This is a genomic window from Methylobacterium sp. B1 (genome assembly GCF_000333255.1).
GTDB lineage: Bacteria > Pseudomonadota > Alphaproteobacteria > Rhizobiales > Beijerinckiaceae > Methylobacterium > Methylobacterium fujisawaense.
This window is the reverse complement of the sequence record NZ_BACT01001015.1, coordinates 1-21802: the sequence shown is the minus strand read 5'-3', so window position 1 is coordinate 21802 and position 21802 is coordinate 1. Positions and strand designations below refer to the sequence as shown.

Genomic DNA, 21802 nt, shown 5'->3' with positions numbered 1-21802 from the left:
GGCCTCAGCTGGATCCTGAGCACCCGCAGCGGTCCGTCGGGCGCGGTCCCGGTCGCCGGGTCGGCGTGATTGCCGACCGCATCCGGACGGGCCGGCACCGCACGCGCGATCTCATCCTCGATGGCAGCGGCGATCATCGGCAGGGTGATGGCGGGCAGGCCCGTCTCTGTCCCGACGCTGTCCCTGGGGGTCGGGACGGAACTGCCGGCCCGGCTCTGATGGCCTGCGGCCGCGAGGATCGTACGGGCGATTCCGGGGACCGCATGGCTGTCCGCAGGCACGCTCAGGTCGGACGTGCCGGGCGGGGCGATGGCCGCGCGCACCGCCGTGTCTGCGGGATCCTGGGGCGCAAGACCGGTCGCGGCCCGAAGCGTCCGCGCCGCGGTGGCGATGATGTCGCCCAGTCCCGGCCGGGCGAGGTTCTGTCCAGCCACAAAGGTAGCCCCGGAGGCCGCCGGCGCAGCTTCGGCGGGCATCGCCGTGTCGGCCGGACCTTGGGGCGCGAGATCGGTCGCGGCCTGAAGCGTCCGCGCCGCGGTGGCGATGACGTCGCTCAGTCCCGTCCGGGCGGGGTTCTGTCCGGCCACGGTTGGTGCCCCGGAGGCCGCTGGCGCAGCTTCGGCGGCCCCGGACTCGGGTAGCGCTGCCGGGGGTAGCACGGGTTTGAAATGGGCCGCGCGGTCGAGCACCGTGACGTCCGGCTTGGGTCCTGATCCGGCGAGCAGCCCCTGCGCGGATCCTGCTCCGCGCACCAATGCGGGTGCAGAACGGGCTGCGGCGTCGGGGGCTGTCATGCGCGGCCCCGGAGAGCCGCCGGTCGCGGGGGCGTCGGAGGCGGCCGCCGGATGGGCGGTGTTCAGGACGTTGGCCAGCGCCGTCGCGGCGGCGCTGGCCGGATCGGCGGGGGAGAGCGCGGGTGTCACGGTCGCCTCGTCGGGGCGGCCCTTCGCGACAGGTCCCCGCGGCTCCGCGGCATCATCCCGGTCCTCGTCGGACGAGGGCGTGGAGGGGGGCTCCGCGATCTCGCGCAGGACATCCCCGAAGGCGGCGGGCCGGCCCCTGTCCGGCGGGGTCCGGAGGTCGGTCTCCGGATGGGACCGCGCCATCTCGCGATCGGACTTCGGCGCGGGTCTCTGAACCGTGGCGGCGATCAGGGTCACGGAGTTGCCTTCTGGAGGAGCAGATCGATCTGGTCGATCGTGGCTTGGGCCTTGGGAATCAGTCTGGCCGCGCCATCGGTGGAATCCGCCGCGGCCTGCGCCTGTCGCGATGGCGCCGTGTCGGCCACCGGCCCCACGCGCGTGCCGACGAGACCGCGCCCGATCTCCTCGGCCGTCGCAAGCGCCGTCTTGAGGAGGGGGATGTCGCGGGCGGGAAGCTTGGATCGGTCGAGGGCCTGCAAGGTCCGCAGCCCGGGCTCGAAGGTCGTCAGGTCCACGATCTCGGCCGCCGCCCGGTAAAGGCGTCCCTGGGCCGCCTCCGGAGTCTCGGGCCCGCAGAGCGCCAGGGCCTTGTCGGCGGCCAGGCGCGCCGAGGCCGTCTTGCCCTCCTGGATCGCCGTACGGGCGATCAGCAGGTACAGATCGCGCCGGCTCCCGGCAGCCAGTTCGTTGACGATCCTGTTGAGGGCCCCGAAGCGCGCCTCGTCCCGGCCGACATCGAACTGAGTCAACTGGTAGGCGAGGCGCTGCCTGAAATTGCCAGCGTAAACCGAATGCGGAAAGCGGCGCAGATACTGAATCGCCAGGGCTTCGAACCTGTGCAGATCGCCGATCTGCCCGAGGGCGAAGACCTCGCGGCGCAGGGCTCCTTCCTCGCTGAGGGTCCCCGGCAGCAGCAGCCGCACGCGATCGAGCAGGGCGATCGCCCGGACCGGATTCTCGGTCACGATGAGCGAGGCCTGCGCCAGGCCGACCGCACCGGCGAGCGTCGGCGGCAGACCCGCCGTGTCGAAATCCCTGAGGAGGCGGTTCGCGTCCGCATCCCGCCCCTCGATATAGGCTAGAGCGCCGCGGGCCAGCGTCGCCTCCCGGTCGCCCAGCCCGTCCAGCGCAGTCAGACGACGCAGGATCGCCGGCCCCCCGCCGCTCAGGGAGAAGACGATGGCGGCTCTGACATTATGCTCGTCGGCCCAGACTTCCGGTGCCGCAGCCAGAAGATCCACGTTGATCCGGGCGATCAACCGCGGCTGACCCTCGTGGGCGGCCACCGAGCCGGACGCGACCCGGTCCTGCAGCAATTGTAGCGTCCGCACCGCGGCAACGGGACCGGCCCTCAAGCCCTGGGAGTCCAGGGCCGCCGGTGCCGGCACGGACTCCGGAAGCGCGGGACGGTCCGCCTGCGGAACCGCCGTGGGCGCCGGTTCCGCGACGGCTGGATCCACGAGCCCTGTAACGAGCGCACCGAGGGCACCCAGCAGGATCCGCCTCATCCCGGAATTCCTTGGAGAAGGATCTCGATCCGCCGGTTCTCCGGCGCCTTGGGATCTGGCGCGTTGCGCGGCATCCGGTCGGCCGCCCCCTCAACGCGCCAGATCCGCGCCTCCTCGATGCCCGCTCGGATGAGCATGTAGGACGCCATGTGGGCGCGCGCCGTCGAGAGCCGCCAGTTGTCGTAGACGTCCGAGCGGAACGGCCGACTGTCGGTATGGCCGCGGATGATGAGCCGGCCCGGGCGCGAGGCCAGCGCCTTCGCGAGGCGCTCCATGGCCCGCACCATCTCGGGACGGGGCTCGGCTGAGCCCACCGCGAACATGCTGAAATTCAGGTCGTCCGTCACGTTGATCAAGAGCCCCTCCGACGTCCCCTGAACCTCGACGCGGGGACCGGGCGCGGAGGGCGGGAAGATCTTGGCGATCTCCGCTTGCAGCGCGGCCTGGGCCGCAGCGGTCGCCGCCGGGATCGGGGCCGACCCCGCGATGGGAGCCTCCGCCGCCTTGGCGCCGGTGTCCCTGATCTCCGCCACCTTGTTTGCCGTCGCCGTGTGTCCTGTGGCCGCGTGTCCTGCTGCCTTGGCCTCGGGGGTCTGCGCCTCCGCCGCTTGGCGATCTGGGCGATCGGACACCGGCGGTTCAGCGTCCGTGCTGCCCGCGTCTCCGGCTCCGCGCGCATCGGGCCTGGCCTGGGCCGGCGGGGGTGTGATCCCGGTTGGGGCGGGCCGGTCGGTCTTCGCCGGCGACAGGGTGGTCACCTGCCAGTACAGCGGATCGAACGGATCCCGGGCCACGTCGCCCCCCCGCCGACCCGCTTCGCCGAGATCGCCGATCGTGGTGCTCTGGGGCTTGTCCGGATCGGACTCGGTCGCGAGGTGCGCCAGGACGGAATAGGGATCCTGGAACAGTTCCCGCTCCCGCCCCGCCGATCCGGGCGGCAGGGTGCCGGATCTGTCCCGCGTGACGGCCGCGGCCGCCGTGTCGCTCGCCTTGTTTCCCTCCTTCGAATCCGTCGAACCCGGCTGAGGATCGCTGAGCCCCTTCCGAAGCGGGAGAGGCTGGGAAAGGCTGATCGGATTGAAGTAATTCGCTATGCTGGTCTTGGTCTCATCGTTCGTGACCTTGGTCAGCCACAGGACCAAGAACAGCGCCATCAGCGTCGTCATAAAGTCGGCAAATGCGATCTTCCAGACGCCGCCATGATGTTCGTTGTCGTCCTGCGGGGGCCGGCGGACGATAATGATCTCGGGGTGATCGTTGGCCATGCTCAGCGGTCCTCGATGAGGGCGGCGATACGGTCACCCCATGCCTGGAGCCGGGTCTCAATGACCGTCCAGTTCGTCTGAATGCGCAGGTCAGGTCTGCTGTCCGGCGACAAGGCGAGTCGGCCAGGCGGCAGATTCAGGCGTTGGGCCAGCGCCTCCACGAGATCCGGCGGGCCGCTCAGGGTGAGCGTGCCCGTCTGACTGTCCGCCACAAGAGTCGACACGGTCGCCTGCAACTCGCGGATCGCCTCCTGCCGCAGGGCTTCCGCCAAGAAGGGCTGGAGGACCCGCGTCAGGCTTCCGGCCAGACGGGCTTCCAGCATCTGAATCTGCTCGGCGAAGCCGTTCGCCAGGACAGCGGCTTCCGTTTCGACCCAGCGCTGCCGTGTCTCCGCCAGGGTGGTAGCCGCCGCGGCGCGTTCCGCCGCCGCGGCGGCCTCAGCCGCCCGAGCGGCCAGCGCCTCGCCCTCTCGGCGGCCTTCCGCGCGCGCCTCAGCCGCGATGGCATCGGCGTCCTGCGGGGGGGCGGCCGCGTCGGCCGGATCCCGTTTGGCGATCAGGGCCGAAAGGGTGGGGGACGATCGCTGACCCGCATCCGAGAATACGGTCCAGATCGGAGGTGCATCCACCATTACGCGGCCTCGTCGCGCGTGAGCCATTGTTTCAGGATGTTGGCGACCTGCTCCTCGTCGAGTTCCACCAGCTGCTCGAGCTTGCGGATCGGCGAGCGCGCGACGTGCTCATTCAAATCCTCGATCAGGCTGGGGTCCGAGGAGGCCCCGACCTGCTCCGCTTGCGGCACGCCGAGCGCCGCCGCGAGGTCCATTGGGGCGACGGCGAGTTCGGTTCCGACCTCCGAGGGGCGGGCGAGGATGGCATTGACCGCTGGACGCAAGCCGAACCAGATGAGCAGGCATCCGACAATCAGGATCGTGGCCGCGTTGATCAGGGTTCCGGACTGCCGCATCAGGACGTCGCCGACACCCAGGGCCGGCGTGGGGGCGAGAGGCTGACCTTCGTCGATGAAACTGACGGCCGCCACCTTGATCTGGTCGCCCCGGCCCTTGTTGAAGCCGGCCGCTGACGCGACCAGTTGCTCGATCTCTGAAATCTGCGGCTCCAGATCGACCTTGGCCCCGTCTTTGACGCTGCCCGCGAGCGCCTCGAGGCGGGACCGGTTCACCAGAACGGCGACGGACAGGTTCTTCACGGAATAGCCGTCGCTGACGGTCTGGACCGTCTTCGAGGAGATCTCGAAGTTGGACAATTCCTCGCGGCGCTGGCTTTCGGAGCTCGACGCATCGGTCCCCTCGGAACGGACGCGCTGATCGGGCAGGTTCTGCTGAGCGGTGGTCGGCTTCTGGGGGGCGCGGTTCTGCGAACTCTCCGATTCCTTGATTGTCCGCAGCGAGCGCTCCACCTTCTGGTCAGGATTGAAGATTGTCTCGTCCGTCTTGGTCTTGTCCGTGTTGAGCCGGGCAACAACGCTGATTTCGAAATTGTTTGGCCCCAGATAAGGGGTAAGCGTGCGGCGGACGTTGTCCTGGATCTCCCGGGTGACGGTTTGCTCGAGGCTCGTCAGCCGGCCGGCCGGCGCCGTGGTGGCGTCGTCGCCGGCGAGCAGGACCGTCCCATCGGTATTCAGCACGGTCACCTTTTCCGGCTTCATGCCGGGAATGGCGGCGGCGACGAGCTGCCGGATCGCCGGCGCGGTCGAGGCATCGTTGGCGGGCTCGGTGCGCACGACCACTGAGGCCGAGGCGGGCTGCTGCTCGCGGCGGAACGAGCCGGGATCGGGCATCACGATATGGACCCGGGCTGCCTTGACGCCCTTGAGCGTCTGGATGGTGCGGGCGATCTCGCCCTCCAGGGCCCGGACCCGGGTGATGTCCTGCATGAACGAGGTCAGGCCCAGCGAGCCCAGGTCGTTGAACAGTTCGTAGCCGGCCTTGCCGCTCTGGGGCAGGCCCTTCTCGGCCAGGAGCATGCGGGCCTGCGCGGTCTGCCCGTAGCTGACCAGAACCGATGTGCCGTCCGCACTGACGTCGAAGGGAATCCCGGCGTCCTTGAGCGCCACGCCCATGCGACTCACGTCGTCACGGCTCAAGCCGGAATAGAGGGTCTCCCGGAGCGGGCGGCTCAGGTAATAGGCCCCCAGGCCTATGGCGAGGAACACGGTCAGTCCCACCAGCCCGAGGGCGATCAAGCGCCGGGGCCCGAGCTCCAGGATATTGTTCCACAGCTTCTCAATGTGTTCGCGACCGGGCATCGGCAGGACTCGGTATCCACCACAGTGGCTCTGCCTCCGCATGGCGGATCAACCTTGCGCGAAGGTGGCGTAACGCGCGGCTTTGGCAAAAGAAAAAGCCGCGCATCCGAAGATGCGCGGCCTGAATCAGATCGGCGATCTGGTCGTGATATTGATCAGGTGGGCCGGATCAGTTCCGGAACAGGCTGAGGATCTGCTGCGTGTTCTGGTTGGCGATCGTGAGCGACTGGATACCGAGCTGCTGCTGGACCTGAAGGGCCTTCAGCTTCGTCGACTCTTCTTCCATGTTGCCGTCCACCAGGATGCCGATGGAGGTGTCGTTGGCCTTGGACAGCACTTCCGTGTAGTTCTGGAACGACTGCATCTGCGACTTGAGCGCACCGAGGTTGGCCGCCACTTCGGTCATCGCGGAGGAGATCCGGTCGACCATCGAGATGTAGGCGTTGATCTTCGACAGGTCGTTCGGAAGGACCGTCGAGATGTCCATCGTGTCGAATTTCAGGTTGTAGGCCTTGAGGAAGCCGTTGTTGTCCGCGCCGAGCACGGAGTATTCCTTGTTGAGGATGCCGCCGGTGCCATCCTTGCCCACCTTGGCTTTTCCGTTCTCCGTCGTCCGATCGCCCTCGAATTTCGCCTTGGCGGTATCGTAAGCGCCCTTCGCGGTCGTGTAGGCGGTCACGTCCGCGGTGGTCTTGCCGCTGCTGGTGTAGGCCGCGTAGGCGGCGTCGTACGTGGCTTGCGCCGTCGTCCAGGCCGCCAGCGGCGTGGTCGAGGCGCTCGTGCCGGCGGTCCCGTTGGCCGTGCTCTTATCGTACAGCTTGAGCCTGTTCGTGTCGATGTCGGTCGTCGTCAGGATCGGCTGGCCCAGCACCCGGGTGAAGCCCGAGACGACCTTCCGGATCGGCGAGTAGGTGGGCTGGCTCGAGTCGACCGACAGCCAGGCTTCGCCGGCCTGCGACGCATCCGCAGCATAGGCGCGGAAGCGGGAGAGGGTCGCGTTGAGATCGTCCTGGATCAGCATGCGGTCGACGCCGACGCCCGACGCCGTGGTCAGCTTCCTTTTGACCTCCTTGAGCTCGTCGACCATCGTGTTGAGGGCCTGGTACGTGATGTTGACGACGCCCAGGCCCTGGCCGATCGAGTCCTTCACGGCGCCGAGCGAGGCGTTGTCCTGGCGGATCTGCGTGGCGATCGCCCAGTAGGCGGCGTTGTCCGAGGCGCCAGCGATCTTCAGGCCCGTCGAGATGACGTCGTTGGTCTTGTCCAGGTTCTGGCCGATGAGCTTCAGCGTCAGCTGCGCCGTCATCGCGGCGTTGTTCGTAAACAGGCTCGACATAACGATGTCCCTTGGAAGACGTTGTTTCTGGGACATGCCGGATTCTCGCCGGCATAGCAGGGCGGCTTCATGCCTTTGAGATCGACCATCCGGTCCAGATCTCAACCTGCTATCAATGCTGTACAGAGCGGATCGTAAACTTTGCGTCCGACCGATCCATTTGCAGCCTGGATGTGATGGACTGGCTGTCTTCTCAAGTCAACGTCAAAATCGATCCGTCGTGGAAAAATTTATGACGACTCGACCTTAGAATTGTTTCGGGTCTGATTAGAAGTACGATTTCACAAGACCGCTGATCAGCATGTTCCATCCGTCGATCAGTACGAAGAACAGGATCTTGAAAGGCAGCGAAATCACCGTCGGCGGCAGCATCATCATACCCATGGACATGACCAGCACCGCGATGACCATGTCGATGACGAGGAAGGGAAGCGCGATCAGGAAGCCGATCTCGAAACCGCGCCGCAGCTCGGAGATCATGAAGGCCGGGATCAGGATCCTCAGGTCGGATCTGCCGCCATCCGGCGCCTTGGACGCATTGGCCGCGGCCATCTCCGCGAAGGTGTCGAGATCCTTCGGTCGGACATGGGCCAGCATGAAGTCCCGGAACGGCGCGGTCACCTTGGCGAAGGCTTCCTCCTCGCTGATCCTGTTCTCGGTGAGCGGGCGGACGCCGTCCTGCCAGGCACGATCGAAGGTCGGCCCCATGACATAGAAGGTCATGAACAGCGACAGGCTGATCAGCACGAGATTCGCCGGGGCGCTCTGGAGGCCCAGCCCCGAGCGGAGGAACGAGAGTGCGACGACGAATCGGGTGAAGCTCGTCACCATGACAAGGAGACCCGGCGCGATCGACAGGACGGTCATCAGCGCGATGAGCTGGATCATCCGCCCGCTGATCGAGCCGTTTCCTGGGGGCAGAACCTGGTCGAGGCTGAAATTCTGCGCGTGCGCCGCCGTGGCGACAAGGAGGAGCGAGCTCGCGATCCAGACGCGACGCAGCATGGTGTGACTGATCCTGATGATTGTCGGCCGGGGTCGAAGAGGTGGCCGACGGAGCGCCCTACTGGACGACGAGTGTTTCGATGAAGAAGTCTTGGACTTGGCCATTGCTTCGGATCTGGACGCGTTCGGTCAGATCCTCGCGCAAGTGGCTCAGGCCGCTCGGTCCCTCGATCTGCGCGACGGTCAGGGTGCGCAGGTAGCCGACGATGTCCTGGCGGATCTCCGCGGCGATCGCCTTGGGGTTGCCGAGGGCCCCACCCTTGACGACGATGGACGATTCCAGACGGACCCAGACATCGCCGGGGCCGGCGAGGTTCGTCACCACGGTGCCGAGACTCGCGACAGTCGCGTTCGCATCGTAGGGGGCCACCCGCTGGACGCGCTCCTCCTCGGCCTTCTTCCGCTCGTCGACGGCCTTCTCGATCCGTGTGGCCATGTAGAGGCCGCTCGCTCCCCCGACCCCGACCGCCAGGACCGTGAGCATCGCGAGGAGGAGCAGCCAGCGGAGCTTGGAGCGGCGGGATGCGGAATCGGAAGCCATGGATCTCGCCAGCCTCGGGTTCAGAACGGCGTGGCCAGGTCGTAGACCTGCTGGACGACGGCGGGCTGCTGCACCTCCATCAGGCGCCCCCGGCCGCCGTAGGAAACGCGCGCCTCCGCGATCTTGTCGTAGTCGATCGTGTTCCGGCGCGAGATGTCGCGCGGACGGACGATGCCGGCGATGTTCAGGACACGGACCTCGTAATTGACCCGCACTTCCTGCGAGCCGCTGATCAGCAGGTTGCCGTTGGGAAACAGATGCGTGACGACGGCCGCCACGGAGAGCCGGAGCTGCTCTTTGCGGTCGATGGTGCCCTGCCCCTTCGTCGAGGAATTGCCATTGACCTCGTAATGGTTCTTCGACTCCGGCGTGAGACCGAACAGGTCGAACTGGAGATCCAGGCTCGACTTGGCGCGCGAATCGCGCGACCGGTCGGTGGCATTGTCGAACTGGGCCTTGTCGTTCATCGCGATGAGAACGGTCAGCACGTCGCCGACATTCTTGGCGCGCGGATCCTGAAACAGGTCCGCGCTCTGCTGAGCCCAGGTCGAATGGTACCCCTGACCCTGCGTCGCCACGTAGAGCGGCGGCACGCTGTCGTGGTTCGGATCGATGCCGAGGCCCACCGGGCTCAGGGCCGGCGCGCGGCCGATCTCTTGGATGGGCGTCGCGCAAGCCCCGAGGGCCGTGAGCGCCGCGATGGCGGCCAAGCGCTTCATCCTGATGTCTCGCTGTCCTGCGGATGGCGGTCCCCCTCGTCCATACGCGGCTGGGGCTGCGCCTTGACGGCCTCGCCGGGCCTCTGGGGCGTCGGCTTCTTCGGCGGGGTGTTCGTGATGACGTTGGCCAGGCGCGCGGCCCGACCCGGTTCCATCTCGTTCAGGATCGCGCTGGCGATGCGCGCGTCGAGCCGAGTCAGGATCGCGGCTGCCGCCTCGCTGTCCATGGCAGTCAGCTGCTGTGCCGCTGCCTCGGGCCGCATCCGGGCGTAGATCGCCGTGACGCTCTCGTCCGCCTTGGCGAGGAAGGCTTGCCGGCGCTTCAGCCATTCCTCGTACTCGGCACGCTTGGCCTCGAGCTGGCTGATCCGGTTCTCGATATCCTTGGACAGCGCGGTGAGCGCCTCCTTCTGCCAAGCGAAGCGGGCATCGGCGGCGGCGTTCGCGATGCCGGCGCAGTACTGCGCGGGACGGGATTCCTCAGTCTTGCCCGGCTCGCCCGGCTTCTGCTGGGCGGCCGCCTGCGTTGCCGACAGCGCGACGGCTGAGGTCAGGAAAAGGCCGCGCCAGCTCCGTACGGAGTCCAGGCCGATGCGGCGCATGCGGATTGGACCGGTCATTGGATCACCAGCTCCGCCTGCAGGGCCCCCGCCGTCTTCACGGCCTGGAGGATGGCGATCACGTCCGTCGGCTTCATCCCGACATTGTTCAGGCCCCGGATCAGGGTCTGCAGGTCGGGCCCCGAGACGATCGCGAGGCGTGCCATCCGCTCGCCCGCCTCGATGTCGGTCCGCGGCACGACGGTCGTCTGCCCGTCGGAGAACGGAGCGGGCTGGGACACCTGCGGGGTCTCGGTGATGCGCACGGTGAGGTCGCCGTGCGTCACCGCCACGGTGGAGACCTGGACGTTCCGGCCGATCACGACGGTGCCGGTCCGCTGGTCGATCACCACCTTCGCGGGAATATCCGGCTGGACCTGCAATTCGCCGATCTCGGCCATGAATCGGGTCCGACCCACATGGCCGGGCCGGGACAGGACGACGGTTCGGTAGTCGCGCGGGCTCGCAGCACGCTTCCCGTACTTCTGGAGCGTGTAGGCGTTGATGGCGTCGGAGATCAGGACGGCCGTGCGGAAATCCGGGTTCTTCAGTTCGAGCGCCATGCCCGGCAACTCGTTGAACGTGCCGGCGACGGCGCGCTCCACCAGCGCGCCGTTGGGGATCCGGGCGGCCGTCGCCACCCCGGAGACCAGGGACTCCGCCTGCCCGGTGGCGCTGAACCCGGAGACGACGAGGGCGCCCTGGGCGACCGCATAGACTTGCCCGTCTCCGCCCGAGAGCGGTGTCATCAGCAGGGTGCCGCCGCGCAGGGAGGTGGCGTCGCCCATGGAGTTCACGGAGACGTCGACGCGCGAGCCCGGCTCCACGTAGGCCGGAAGGTTGGCGGTGACCATGACCGCCGCGACGTTGCGGGTTCGCAGCCGCTGGTCGCGCACGTTGATGCCCAGGCGATCGAGCATCGATTGCAGGGATTGTTCCGTGAACTGCGCGTTGCGCAGGGTATCGCCGGTGCTCTGCAGGCCGGTGACGAGCCCGTAGCCGACGATCTGATTGTCGCGCACGCCCTGGAGCGACGCGATGTCCTTGATCCGCGTCGCCGCTGCAGGCGCCGGCCAGAGAGCGAGGGCGGTCAGGAGAAGGGACAGCAGCCGGCGCATCACGGCTGCCCCGTCCGGACGTGGCCATCGGGCTGGACGATGCCCTGGACGACCCGTCCCGTCGCCAAGTTCCGCACGCTGACCGCCTCGTTCACGGCGGCGTTCGCCAGGGCCTGGCCGACGGTGGTGATCACCACCCCGTGCTCCTCGAAGACGATCACGGTCGGGGTGCCCCGGGTCACGAGCTTTGCCTCTTCGAGGGCGGTCGACGGGATCGTCTCGCCGGGCAGGAGGGTCCGCCGGGCGATCCGTCCGACCGCATGCGCCACCGAGTCGACGACCGGCAGACGCGGCCGGTAGCTTTCCGGATAGGCCTGCTCGCGCAGCATCGTCGGCTTGATCACGTCGCCCGCGTAGATCGTGGCGACCGGCACCGGCAGGACCTGTTCCGCGGCGACGGCCGGCACGGACGCGAGGCCGAGCGTGCAGGCCGCCCCCAGCGCCATCCGTGCCACGATCCCGACGGGGCGAGCTGCATGGGCCATGGTTTTAGCGGATGCCCTTCGAGATCGTGCCGGCCATCTCGTCCGCGGCCTGGATCACCTTCGAGTTCATCTCGAAGGCCCGCTGCGCCGAGATCAGACTGGTGATCTCCCGGACCGGGTCGACGTTGGAGGTCTCCAGATAGCCCTGGTGGATCTTGCCGAAGCCGGGATCGCCGGCGAATCCGGTGACCGGAAGTCCCGAGGCAGCGGTCTCGCGGTACAGGCCGTTGCCCAGGGGCTCGAGCCCGGCATCGTTGGTGAAGTTGGCGATCTGGAGCTGGCCGATCGTCTGCGGCAATTGCTGTCCGTCGACCTTGACCATCACTTGGCCGGTCTCGTTGATCACCACGTCGACGGCGTTCTGCGGGATGATGATCGCCGGATCGACGCTGTAGCCCTCCGCGGTGACCAGGCGCCCGTCGGCGTTCTTGTTGAAGGAGCCGGCACGGGTGTAGTTGATCTCGCCGTTGGGCATCGTCACCTGGAACCAGCCCCGGCCGTTGAGCGCGAGATCGAGGGGATTGGTCGTGTTGTTGAGCGGGCCCTGCCGGTGCAGGTTCCGGATCGCGGTGTTGCGCACGCCGAGGCCGAGCATGGCGCCTTCGGGGATCGCCGACTCGCCGGCCTGGATCGGGACGCCCGCCGGCCGTTCAGCCTGATAGATGAGGTCCTTGAATTCCGCGCGGGCCGCCTTGAACGCTGTCGTGTTCAGGTTCGCGATGTTGTTGGCGATGACTTCCACGTTCAATTGCTGGGCATTCATGCCCGTGGCCGCGATGGCGAGCGCTCTCATGACCGGATCCTTGCGCGGGAGGAATGGGTGACGGTGTTCGGGTAGGGGCCGAGCGCCGCCCCGGGGCGGCGCCGTCGTGGCGGGCGGACGCGTCAGATCGCCATGCGGACGATTTCCAGGTAGGCGGCGACGACCTTGTCCCGGATGGCGACCGCCGTCTGGAGGGTCTGCTCGGCGGACATCACCGCCTCCACCACGGCCTGGGTGGATGTCTTGCCCTGAATCCCGGAGATGGCGGCCGCCTCGCCGGTCTTCACCGTGTCGCGCATCTGACCCGCGATCTGGGTCAGGAGGTCGCCGAAATTCGATGCGGGTCCCGCAGGGGCCGCCTGCCGGATCCCGGGCGTCGTGAGGCCGAGGTCGGCCGCGCCGAAGACGGCGTTCGTGTCGGTGACGCTTGTGAGGGCGGCGAGGGACTGGATCATCACGGCCTCAGGAGTTCGATGATGCTGGCGATCATCGAGCGGGTCTGCTTGATCATCTGAAGGTTGGCCTCGTAGGAGCGGTTGGCCTCCCGCATGTCGGCCATCTCAATCAGCATGTTCACGTTCGGCAGCTTGACGTTCCCGTTCGCGTCCGCCGCCGGGTTCCCGGGATCGTACTCGACCCGGAACGGCGCCGTGTCCTGCCCGACCTGGCGGACCGCGACGGCCGCCGTCCCAGAGGCCCGGTCGAGGGCCGTCCGGAACGTGATCGTCTTGCGCGTATAGGGATCGGCTCCCGCGGTGAGGCCCGTGGATTGCGCGTTCGCGATGTTCTCCGAGATGACGCGCATGCGCTCGGACTGCGCCTCCATGCCGGAGCCGGCGATCCGCGATGAGGCGGCGAGCGGATCGATCATTGGCCGGCCTTCACGCTCAGGGCCAGCATCCGGTTGAACGCCTTCACCACGCCGCTGTTGAGGGCTTGGTCGCGGCTGACTTCGCCGGACTTCATCATCTGTTCCTCGATGCTGACCGAGTTGCCGGAATGGACGACGTCCCAGCCGGCCGATGACGTCGCGCGCGCCGGTCGCGTGCCGGCACCGTTGGCCTCAAGGTGGCCCGTATGGGTCGCCGCCATCGTCAGAGCCGTCTTGTCCATCAGGTCCCGGAACGGGGTCAGGTCCCGGGCGCGATAGCCAGGCGTGTTGGCATTCGCGATATTGCCAGCGATCACGGCTTGGCGTGCCGCAAGATGTTGCAGCTGACGGGATGCGATGTTGAACAGAAAGATCGGGTTCATGACCTGTCGGCTTTCTGACGGGATAAGTCAGGAGGCGGGAAAATCCCGCTGGCGAAGGGTGTATCCTGGGCCGCAACGTTCGTTGTACGGCGAAACATTGTTCTGCAGGCGGATCTTTCCTCGATCTGTCTTGTCCGAAGCTTGTGGCGGCCTCCCGCCGCGCTCTCGGGGGGGCGCGTGTCCGGTCCGGCCGTTCCGCGGGTTGATCCCCGTGCGGTCTGGGAGGCGCGGAGCCGGCGTCCGGCACGCCCAGGCTGCGGCCGGATCATCTCCGCGCTGCTTCTCATGCCGGACATGCGGGCCACCGGACGATGGACGTCCGGCCGCCTGTCCGCGACGGGCCGGCCAGGAGACCGGCCCTTGTGATGAGCGGATTCCCGCAGAACTCGGATAGAGAGGTCAATTTACAAAGGCGTACCCGAGATAACGCCGAACTTCGATAGGATCGAAACTCAGCTTTTGCCGAAGTTTCTTGCGAAGTTTACTGATGTGACCCTCGATCACGCTTTCGTCCACGTCGCTCGTGAAGGCGCCGTAGACCGCATTGAACACCTGCTCCTTGGTCATCCGGCGCCCGCGATTGCGGACCAGAAATTCGAGGATCTGGCGTTCGCGGCGCGGCAGGGGCATTTTTTCCCCATCGACGTCGGGGTCGCGGCCGTCGAAGTACACCCTCAGCCGCGCGGTCCGGTCCGCCACGACGCTGTCGCTGGCCCTCTCGCGCTGCGAGCGCCGCCATACGGCCTCGGTCCGGGCGAGGATCTCGCGGACATGGACCGGTTTGCGGACGACGTCGTCGATGCCGGCCCTGAACAGATCCAGCGTCTCGGTCAGGCAGCGGGTCTCGATCATCGCGATGATGGGTGCGCGGGACCGCTTCTGAATCATCTCCGGCAGATCGGGCCGCTGCTCACAATTGCCCAGGAGGAAGCCCTGGACGGCGTCCAGATCCGTCTCGGGGGCGGACTGAATCCAGCCTTCAAAATCATCGGCCACTAATCCAACCGATGTCACGCCCTCGCGATTGAAGTTGGCCACGTAACCATCGGTAACCATCGGCCGCTCATCGACAATGACGTACATTGCCATAAGTCTCCGTCGACATTCTTGCGTGAAAGATCAAAAATTGTCTTTTCTTCGTCTTTGATTCCCTGATTTTCTCAATGGATCAAACATGAGACAGCGTCAACATCTTGTTATGAGATTCTATCAAAGAAAATTCGTAGAGAATTGTAGCAAAAATTGAGGCGCGATATCCAAGAATAAAGGAATCATCGCAAAGTTTATCGAATTTTATGGCGTTTGCGGAATGGTGCGTCCCATATTGCGGGATCCGCCAAGATGATCGCACGCGCCCAGCGACGCTTCGATCCTGCGAGATCTGCCTGAGCCGATGTCCGAACGACACACCTTCACGCCCGACTCGGCGCGACCGGACGCGGGCGCTGCACAGGCGCCCGATGCGAGCCATGCGGTTGGCAACAGGAATCGCTGGTCGCGGGTCGTCTTCGCGTTCGAGCGTTTGATCGGCGACCGCTGGTATGAGTTCAACGCATACATGATCTGCGCTGCTGCCGAGGGATGTCCGGGCGTCCGGGACTTCGCGGCGATCGGTGTCGCATTCCGCGCGCAGGATCAGTCCGAGATCGATTTCGGCCGCATCCCGGGATTGGCGCGGACCTCGATCGACGCGCACGGAGACTGGATCGCCGGACCGATGTCGGAGGGCGGCGCGGGGTCGATCGGCGCTCCCATCCGCTGCCGCTTCTATCTCCCGGCGCCCGCCTCCCAAGTCGGCGTGACCATCAGGAGCTGGCGCAACACGCACCCGTTCCGGATCGTGCAGCCGGAGATCCGGCAGGCCGTTCCGGACGCGGCCCACCCTGAGGACGGGGGCCCCGAATCGGCGCGGGGCTGGTTCGGCCAGGACAGCCGGATCGTCCTCGGTCCCCGGCCCGCCTGGTTGCGGCACGGGCTGGTTCCCGGGCGTGCCCTCGTGTTCAAGGGGCAGGTCATCGCGCAGGGCCAGTCGGACGGTGCCCTGGCTCAGGTGTCCTTCCGCGACGCGCGGGGCAACCCGATCCCGCCGCCCTACCCCGGTACCCTGGCCACCCTGTCGATCCCCGCCTTCCTCGACATCCCGGTCCACCGGGAGGCCTACCGCTTCACCCTGAAGGTCTCGCCGCCCCCCCAGGCGGCGACGGTGGAGATCGGCTTCGCCACCTGGGATCCGGATGCGCGCCTTGCACTGGCCGCCGCACCGGACGTGTTCCTGGACGACGAGTTGCGCTTGGCCAATCTTGCGGAGGAAGCCGGCCCGGACGCCGAAGCCGTCCTGGCGCATCTGCTCGGCCGCCTCGGCGCCCCGCGGCCAACCCAGGGCGCCGCCGCGGGGTCGATCCTGCCCTATCTCGACCCCGCCCTTCTGGAGGAAGCGCCGTCGCCGTTGCGCAGCGTCGCGCTCCTGCGGGACGGGCCGGACGCCGCGGCCTGGGCTGACGGTTCCGTCAGTCTCGCGTCTTGCCCGGCCTGGGCGCTCCCGGAGGTGCCGGACTGGGGGAGCGATCCGTTCCGGTCGCATGCGTGGCGCCTTGCGTTCCAGTCCCTCTCCTGGACCTGTGCGGCCGCTGGAAATCCTGAGCGCGCGGTTCGGGACCGGGCGGTCGCTGTCGCCCTGGCCTGGTCCCGCGCGAATCCCTGGGGCCGGCCGGCCGACACGCTGAGCCTGCATCCCGCCTGCATGGCGATGCGCCTGGAGGCGATGCTGTGCCTGCTGGGCGCTGCGATGCGGGATGGCGATGCGGCGGACCGTTCGGCCGTCGAGCGTCTGGGTGCCGAGATCGTCCGGCATGCCGCGGCCCTGGCGGAGATCCTGGCCCAGCACACGGTGGCGGGGTCGTTGCTGGAGGCGCAGGTGGCGGCGTCCCTGATGGCGGCCGGCGTCACCCTGCCGGCCTTTCCGATGGCGCGGCACTGGACCGACCTCGCGATGATCGCCCTGCGCAGCGGCTTCGAGGCGATGATCGATCCCGAGGGGGCGGTCACGGAGCCATCCTACCACCGCAGACTCGAGATCCTCACGCTCGCCCTGGTTCTGATGCCGGTCCTGAAGGGCCGGCCGGATCTGGCCCCCCTGGCGGACATCCTCGACCTCCGCCTCGCGAGGGCCTGGGGCGGGCTGATCGCGCTGCTCGAGCCGGACGGCGCCCTGCCGCCTTTCGACGATGCGCCTGGGCATACGGACCGGTATCGCTGGATGGGGCGCGTTGCGGCCGCCCATCGCCACCCCTGGATGACCGGTCCGGCGGTGGGGCCGACGAGCGGCGGATGGCCCCTCCCCGGCGCCCCGATTCCGTCCGGAACCATTCTCCTGCGCCGGACGGACGCCGCCGCAGGCTGGTCCGCCTTCACGGCGGATTTCTCCGAGCAGATCCACCCGCAGGATCACCGGGACTGCACCTCCTTCACGTTCGCCACGGGCGGTCTGCGGTGGATCACGGAACGGGGCGGCTCGCAGGCCGAGCCCTTCGGTCCGCGCGGCCTGCATCCGGCGGCGGCGCGCGCCCACAACATCGCCATCCCGGAGGGCCGCGAGCCGGGTGCGGGCGTCGGAACGGCCCGGGCGACCCTCACCCTCGGCGAGGCCGCCGTGCATCTCATCGAGACGAGCGTCCACGGGCCGGACTACCGCCATATCCGGGCCTTCGTGCTGCTGAACGACCTCGCCGGGATGGCCGTCTTCGACCGGTTCCTGACGGGCGACCGTCCCCTCTCGGTCGAAGGGTTCCTGCACTTCGACCCCAGCGTGGTGGTCGCCCTGGATCCATCGCATCGGATCTTCGGCCTTCGGGGCGAGCGACGGCTGCACATCGTACCCCACGGCCTCGCCGGCCGGATCGACGATATCGGGGTGCATCGCCCATGGGCGGAATCGCCGGCGCCGGTTCCGCATCCGCGCGCGGGGGCGCATCACCGGGCGCGGCCCGGTCCCTGCCTCCGCTACACGCTATCGGGCGTGCGATGCGTGGCCGGCGGCCTTCTCATCGCCGGCGCCTCGGACGGCATCGCGCGGCTGATGCGCGCGGTCGAGGCGGCGGGGCTCCGGCGTCGCCTCACGGAATGAGGATCGTGCGCCGGCAGGGCCGGCTCCGTCCCCGGGTCCCTGCGGTCGCCCGAGGCGTCCTGACAGGTGGGTTCGGCCGGCTCCCCGACGCCGATGCCCGCGGCATCCCGACGAAGCACCCCCTCGGCCCGGGACGGAGGCGTCGAACGGACCTTCGGGATCCGTCGTAGGCTCGCAAGAGCCGGATGCAGGCGGCTGCCGAGGCGCGCGGCCGTGCCGTCGCCTGCCGCATCGCGCCAGGACAGGGTCTTGCGCTGCCGCTCGCGCTCCCCTCGATCGATCGAGTCCCGGGCGTGCGGTGGCGGCCGCGGTTCTTCGGCCCGGGTCTCCGCAAGCCGATCAGGAGGACGGCGGCCCGGCCGGCGAGCCCGAAGACGGGCGCGGCGAACAGCCCGCCCTCTGCCCCGCGTGAAACGCCCATGGCCGCAGCGGGGTCGAGCGGCTCCGGCGCGCTTCATGCCGGTACGGGCGGAGGCCCCACGCTGCGAGAAAACCGCCGGCCGCCTCACCGGCTTCCGCCGCCTCGCCGCGGCTTGCGGCTGAATCCCGTGACGCCGGGCCTCAGCTCCGGATGTCCTTCTTGGTGATGAAGTTGAAGTTCTCAACCATCACATCCTTGACGATCTCGGAGCCAAGACGCTCGTTGACACGTCGTTTGATCTCGTCCAGGCGCCTGTTGATGTCGTACTTCTTGAGATTGCGGAAATCGAGGTCGCCGTCGCTGTAGATCTGGCGGAACGACTCGTCCATCACGAACGGCTCCGGGGTCACGCCCAGGCCCTTGATCAGGTGCGAGTCGGCCGTGAAGATGATCGTGGCCAGGATGTAGCCCTGGACGTTCCCATCCGCGATGATCGGAATGTTGAGGGGGCGCAGCTTCTGATAGGTCAGCCCCTCCAGATACTCCTCGGCTTTGGGTTTCGGCAAAGCCGGCATCCAGGAGATCACCGCGTAGCTGGACAGCACCGTGATGGCGCAGATCCACAAACCGGTGATGACGATGCGAGTCACGCGGTCACTCCTGGTAGCGCAGGACGGCCGAGTAGGTGCCGTCGGATTCCGCGCTCTGGATCATGGTGGAGACGAGATCCGAGACCTCCTGCATGGCACGCAAGTGGATGCCCAGGAGTTCGTGGTTGCGTCGCAGCTTGGCGCGGACCCGCTCCAGCCCCTCGATCTCGGGCGGGCTCAGCCGGTCCGCGCTGATCGTCCGTCCGAGACGAGCCAGTTCTACGAGGCTCTGACTCTTGCGGCGGTTGAAATCGTCCTGATCCCGCAGGTCGTGCACCGTCAGAGAGGTGGTCTCGGCGTCGATGGTCGCTTCGAGGCGGGCCAGGGATGATAGCAGCATGATCCGTGTCCGGGGTGTCGGTGGGGCGGAGCGGGGTTGCGTCAGACCGCCGGGATCCGGGACGCGGGGGCCGGGGCTCTGGTGTCCGGGTGTGACGCCTCGATCATCCGGGCGATGCCGATGCCGCCGGCCTTGGCCAGCTGGGCGCCGAGCTGCTCGGCCAGCATCGACTTCCAGATCGCCCCGGCATTGCCCTTGCCGTAGACCGCCGATGCGCCCTGCGGGAGCATCGATTCGACGAAGGTCTGAAGGACGAAGGCCTCGAATTGCTGGGCGGGGGTTCCCTTCGTCCGGGGCGACGGCAGGGTTGCGGCCGTGCGGAACCGCGTCAGCACGGAATCGGCGCTCGGCTGCGGCGCTACGGCGAACCCGGTCCGGTTGCCCGAGGCCGTTCCCAGGGCGTCCGCGAAGGTTCCGGGCGCGCCTTGGGTGAGCTTGGTGACCGCGGCCTGATAGCGGGCGGGATCCGCCGCGCGCGCAACGTCGAGGACGATATCGGAGGGAGGCTGGACGCTCACGGCGTACTCGTATCCGGATTGTTGCGATCGGGACGAGCCCAGCCGTCAAGGCCGGACACATCCGCCGGGCCCACGGGAGACCTTGGCTCGTCCTGCAGGTTAACCGGCTTGGCTGACCGGAGGCTTGCCTCCGTGGTGAGGCCGAGATGGTCGAGCCGCTCCGCCCAATCCCGCTTCTCCGCGTGCTGGCGCTGGGCGGTCTCCAGGCGTCCGACCCACAGCTCGGTCCGCTTGTGCTGCGTGGAGCGTTCCATCAGCCTCAGTGCAGAGATGTCGCGTTCCGCGCGCAGCTCCTGGGCCTCAACCGCCAGGCGCCTCAGCCGCCCGACCGCCGTGGCGCGCAGCGGCTCGTGAAACGCAGACGCTTCGTTGAGGGCGCGAATCAGATCCGCTTGCGCCATGTCGGCCGCCTGAACCCGGCGGTCCAGGGCGGCAAGGTCCCGCTCGGCGAGCTGGTGCATGCGGTCCTGCAGGCGCAGCAGCCGCATCGCCCGGCTCAGGCGTGTCCGCATGTCAGCCTCTCTTCAGCCAATGCCCGTACTCGAGGGCGAACTGCCCGAGCAGATCCGTGGACAGGACCATCAGCAGCAGGAGGCCGCCGAACAGGATGAACGGTGTCGCGATGAAGAACACCGGAATCTGTGGTGTGAGCTTGTTGGCGAGCCCCAGGGCGAGATTGACCAGCACGGAGTAAATGATGAACGGGCTCGTCACACGAACGGCCATGACGAAGGCCGCCGTGATCCGGTCGACGTAGCCGGCCAGCATGGGCCGCGCGCCGAACGGGTTCCCGGCCGGGATGCGGTCGTAGGAGGCGACCAATCCGCGGAACAGTTCCCAGTGCAGGTCCATGCTGAACACCAGCACCGTCGCCGCCATCATGATCAGCGAGCCGGCGAGGGAGGCCGCCTCGTGTTCGGCGACGGGATTCCCCGAGATGCCTCCCAGACCGATCATCGTCGCCAGGGCGCTGCCCATGGTTTCGAGCGCGAAATAGAAGGATCGGCCGAAGAAGCCGATGGCGAGCCCGGTGAGCGTCTCGCATCCGACCCACCAGAGAATGTCGGCCGGCCCTGCACCCCTCAGGCCCAAACCGAGTTTCGGCAGAAGCATGGGGGCCACCGCCAAGGTCACGGTCAGGGCGATGAACAGGCGGATGTGCGGGGCCACCCGCGCACTGGACAGGCCCGGCGCCACCAGCAGGCACCCGCCGACACGGCAGAAGATCACGAAGACGCCGAGGATCGTATCCGGGATCATCGGGGGTCAGGAGATCGTGCCGAGGGACTTGATCTCAACGCCGCGGGCGATCTCGACATGCGACAGCACGGGGACTGTCGGAAACAGGCGCTCGATGATCATCCGCACGTAGCTGCGCACCTCCGGCGCCGTGACCAGGGCGAATTTGTGCGACGTCTTCAAATGGGCGCGGATGGCCTCGGAGGCCTCGACGCCGAACTGCTCGATCAGCCGCGGATCGAGATCGACCTCGACCACATCGCCCTTGGCGTCGCGCTTGAGGCCTTGATGGAAGGTGAGATCCCAGCGGCTGCCGAGGCGCAGGACGTTGAGGACGCCGTTCTCGGCGAGATCGCCGCAGATCTGCTGCGCGATCCGCAGCCGGACATGCTCGGCGATCTGCTCCGCCCGGCGGGCATGGGGGACGATCTCGGCGATGGCCTCGATGATCAGGTGCAGGTTCCGGATCGAGACCCGCTCGGCGAGAAGCAGCTTGAGCACGGCCTGCAGGCCTGAGTACGATATCTGCGACGGACAGATGTCGTCGACCAGCCGCTTGTATTCCGAATCGAGCCGCTCGATCAGCATCCTCAAGTCCTTGTAGGAGAGGAGCTGGGGCAGGTTGTTGCGGATCACCTCGCTGACATGAGTCAGCATCACGGAGTGCCAGTCGATCGGACTGAAGCCCTCGCGCCGGGCCTCCTGGGCGTAGGCATCCGGCACCCAGACGGCCCGCATGCCGAAGGCCGGCTCGCGCACCTCCTCGCCGGCGATGCTGGGCAGTGG

At 67.6% G+C, this 21802-nt stretch carries 24 protein-coding genes; 1 reads left to right on the top strand and 23 read right to left on the bottom strand.

The genetic code is table 11. The features are described from left to right. From I53_RS28240 to I53_RS28160, 17 genes are all read right to left on the bottom strand, one after another. On the bottom strand, positions 1–1160 hold a 1160-nt coding region (locus I53_RS28240), incomplete at its 3' end, for a hypothetical protein (RefSeq protein WP_043357267.1). Next, complete coding sequence (locus tag I53_RS28235) at positions 1157–2431, bottom strand: chemotaxis protein (protein WP_051045107.1); 1275 nt, start codon at positions 2429–2431, stop codon at positions 1157–1159. The genes I53_RS28235 and I53_RS28240, both read right to left, overlap by 4 nt. Continuing rightward, positions 2428–3696 carry a MotB family protein gene (locus I53_RS28230; protein WP_043357266.1) on the bottom strand — a complete coding sequence of 423 codons (1269 nt, stop codon included), beginning with the start codon at positions 3694–3696 and terminating at the stop codon, positions 2428–2430. The genes I53_RS28235 and I53_RS28230 overlap by 4 nt, the downstream gene beginning before the upstream one ends. Before the next feature lie 2 nt (positions 3697–3698). After that, positions 3699–4355, bottom strand: coding sequence for a hypothetical protein (locus I53_RS30685; protein ID WP_148291259.1), 657 nt, complete (start codon positions 4353–4355; stop codon positions 3699–3701). After that, positions 4328–5965: a flagellar basal-body MS-ring/collar protein FliF gene (fliF, locus tag I53_RS28220; protein WP_043357265.1), complete on the bottom strand. Its 1638-nt coding sequence runs from the start codon at positions 5963–5965 to the stop codon at positions 4328–4330. Before fliF ends, I53_RS30685 begins: the two co-directional genes overlap by 28 nt. Before the next feature lie 169 nt (positions 5966–6134). Continuing rightward, on the bottom strand, positions 6135–7301 hold the full coding sequence (locus tag I53_RS28215; RefSeq protein ID WP_043357264.1) for a flagellin: 1167 nt from the start codon (positions 7299–7301) through the stop codon (positions 6135–6137). 267 nt (positions 7302–7568) lie between these two features. Further along, positions 7569–8306 (bottom strand): flagellar type III secretion system pore protein FliP, encoded by a 738-nt coding sequence (fliP, locus tag I53_RS28210; RefSeq protein WP_043357262.1) that lies wholly within the window; start codon positions 8304–8306, stop codon positions 7569–7571. Positions 8307–8364: 58 nt separating this feature from the next. Further along, entirely contained in the window at positions 8365–8847 is a 483-nt protein-coding gene (locus I53_RS28205; protein ID WP_043357260.1) for a flagellar basal body-associated FliL family protein, read from the bottom strand. Between the two features lie 20 nt (positions 8848–8867). After that, the gene (gene flgH / locus I53_RS28200; protein WP_043357258.1) at positions 8868–9566 is read right to left on the bottom strand and encodes a flagellar basal body L-ring protein FlgH; all 699 of its coding nucleotides are present in this window, start codon (positions 9564–9566) and stop codon (positions 8868–8870) included. After that, the gene (locus I53_RS28195; RefSeq protein ID WP_251982482.1) at positions 9563–10186 is read right to left on the bottom strand and encodes a MotE family protein; all 624 of its coding nucleotides are present in this window, start codon (positions 10184–10186) and stop codon (positions 9563–9565) included. The genes flgH and I53_RS28195 overlap by 4 nt, the downstream gene beginning before the upstream one ends. Further along, positions 10183–11283 (bottom strand): flagellar basal body P-ring protein FlgI, encoded by a 1101-nt coding sequence (gene flgI, locus I53_RS28190; protein WP_043357256.1) that lies wholly within the window; start codon positions 11281–11283, stop codon positions 10183–10185. Before flgI ends, I53_RS28195 begins: the two co-directional genes overlap by 4 nt. Next, positions 11283–11768 carry a flagellar basal body P-ring formation chaperone FlgA gene (flgA, locus tag I53_RS28185; RefSeq protein ID WP_043357254.1) on the bottom strand — a complete coding sequence of 162 codons (486 nt, stop codon included), beginning with the start codon at positions 11766–11768 and terminating at the stop codon, positions 11283–11285. Before flgA ends, flgI begins: the two co-directional genes overlap by 1 nt. 4 nt (positions 11769–11772) lie before the next feature. Further along, a complete protein-coding gene (gene flgG, locus I53_RS28180) occupies positions 11773–12561 on the bottom strand; it encodes a flagellar basal-body rod protein FlgG (RefSeq protein WP_043357253.1) in 789 nt (262 codons plus the stop codon). Positions 12562–12653: 92 nt separating this feature from the next. Continuing rightward, positions 12654–12986, bottom strand: coding sequence for a flagellar hook-basal body complex protein FliE (locus I53_RS28175; protein ID WP_043357251.1), 333 nt, complete (start codon positions 12984–12986; stop codon positions 12654–12656). Next, positions 12986–13402, bottom strand: coding sequence for a flagellar basal body rod protein FlgC (gene flgC / locus I53_RS28170; RefSeq protein ID WP_043357249.1), 417 nt, complete (start codon positions 13400–13402; stop codon positions 12986–12988). The genes I53_RS28175 and flgC overlap by 1 nt, the downstream gene beginning before the upstream one ends. Further along, positions 13399–13785, bottom strand: a complete 387-nt coding sequence (flgB, locus tag I53_RS28165) for a flagellar basal body rod protein FlgB (protein WP_043357248.1) — start codon at positions 13783–13785, stop codon at positions 13399–13401. The genes flgC and flgB overlap by 4 nt, the downstream gene beginning before the upstream one ends. Before the next feature lie 399 nt (positions 13786–14184). Continuing rightward, positions 14185–14868 (bottom strand): response regulator transcription factor, encoded by a 684-nt coding sequence (locus I53_RS28160; RefSeq protein WP_043357246.1) that lies wholly within the window; start codon positions 14866–14868, stop codon positions 14185–14187. Between the two features lie 310 nt (positions 14869–15178). Between I53_RS28160 and I53_RS28155 the strand changes: the two genes are divergently transcribed. Next, positions 15179–17908, top strand: a complete 2730-nt coding sequence (locus tag I53_RS28155) for a hypothetical protein (RefSeq protein ID WP_051045103.1) — start codon at positions 15179–15181, stop codon at positions 17906–17908. 561 nt (positions 17909–18469) lie between these two features. Here I53_RS28155 and I53_RS28150 read toward each other — a convergent pair. From I53_RS28150 to I53_RS28125, 6 genes are all read right to left on the bottom strand, one after another. Further along, the gene (locus I53_RS28150) at positions 18470–18919 is read right to left on the bottom strand and encodes a hypothetical protein (protein WP_043357244.1); all 450 of its coding nucleotides are present in this window, start codon (positions 18917–18919) and stop codon (positions 18470–18472) included. 4 nt (positions 18920–18923) lie between these two features. Further along, positions 18924–19259 carry a hypothetical protein gene (locus I53_RS28145; RefSeq protein WP_043357243.1) on the bottom strand — a complete coding sequence of 112 codons (336 nt, stop codon included), beginning with the start codon at positions 19257–19259 and terminating at the stop codon, positions 18924–18926. 41 nt (positions 19260–19300) lie between these two features. Further along, positions 19301–19777 (bottom strand): rod-binding protein, encoded by a 477-nt coding sequence (locus tag I53_RS28140; RefSeq protein ID WP_043357241.1) that lies wholly within the window; start codon positions 19775–19777, stop codon positions 19301–19303. Next, positions 19774–20265, bottom strand: a complete 492-nt coding sequence (locus I53_RS28135) for a hypothetical protein (protein WP_148291258.1) — start codon at positions 20263–20265, stop codon at positions 19774–19776. Before I53_RS28135 ends, I53_RS28140 begins: the two co-directional genes overlap by 4 nt. 25 nt (positions 20266–20290) lie before the next feature. Continuing rightward, positions 20291–21037, bottom strand: coding sequence for a flagellar biosynthesis protein FliR (fliR, locus tag I53_RS28130; RefSeq protein ID WP_043357228.1), 747 nt, complete (start codon positions 21035–21037; stop codon positions 20291–20293). Between the two features lie 6 nt (positions 21038–21043). Then, the coding region (locus I53_RS28125; protein WP_043357227.1) for an FHIPEP family type III secretion protein at positions 21044–21802 on the bottom strand (759 nt) is incomplete at its 5' end.